Raw genomic sequence first — 933 nt, 5'->3', positions numbered from 1 at the left:
GCAGTCAGGGCACGTACACAGTGGTGATCACCGCTTGGGTGGCCGGATCGGTGTATGCCAACAGCGAATTCAGCCTGACGGTTCAACCGCTGCAGGCACCGACGTTCAGCGCGGCGGCGAGCAATGTAACGGCCACCACCGATCAGGCTTTCAGCTTCACGCAACCGAGTGCCACCGACGCGCAAGGGTTTGCGGTGAGCTATGCGGCGCTTTACTACAACGGGTCGGCCTGGGTGGGCTTGCCCTCCTGGATCAGTTTCAATGCCAGCTCGCTGACCTTCAGTGGCACGCCACCGATCGGCACCAGCGGCACCTTCCAGTTGGCGGTACAGGCCACGGCGGCCGGCCAGCCCGCCAGTAATGCTTTCACACTGACCGTCAATGACCCGGCGGCGCCCAGCTATTCGGGAGCAAGCAGCTACGGCTTCAACGGCGATGGCGCCATGCACTCCTACCCGAACGTGTTTCACGGCACGGGCCTGACGTATCAGACCAGCACCTTTTCGACGGCCGTGACGGTCAGCGTCGACAGTGCGGGCACGCTCTGGCTGTCCGGTACTGCGCCGTACAAAACGACCTTGAGCGGCTCGGTGGTCATTACGGCGACGGATTATCAGGGACGTGCGATCACCGAGACGATCCAAGTGCAGGTCGTGACGATGATGGGGACCGCCGCCGCCAGCCCGATGATGGCGACGTCTGCCGCCGCTTCAACACCAGCACCGGCACCTGCGAGCGGCCCCAATATCCAGGCCGATTGGTTCACCTACGACGCCGACGGTCGCGTGCTGGTGGCCGACGGTGCCTTGCAAAACGGCCAGATCGTCATCACCACCGCCAGCAACTCGGCCACCAACACGTACGATGCCGCCGGTGATCTGGCCACCTACACCACTGAGACCAGCGCCGGCCAATACCAGACGCAGAAAAACA

1 protein-coding gene is annotated in these 933 nt (G+C 63.3%); it reads left to right on the top strand.

Annotated features, from left to right (window positions below; all coding sequences use genetic code 11):
• The coding region (locus tag QQJ96_RS23460) for a putative Ig domain-containing protein (RefSeq protein WP_284334469.1) at positions 1–933 on the top strand (933 nt) is incomplete at both ends.

Source organism: Dyella flagellata (assembly GCF_030160275.1).
GTDB classification, from domain to species: Bacteria; Pseudomonadota; Gammaproteobacteria; order Xanthomonadales; family Rhodanobacteraceae; genus Dyella_B; species Dyella_B flagellata.
This window is presented reverse-complemented; position numbering and strand designations above follow the sequence as displayed.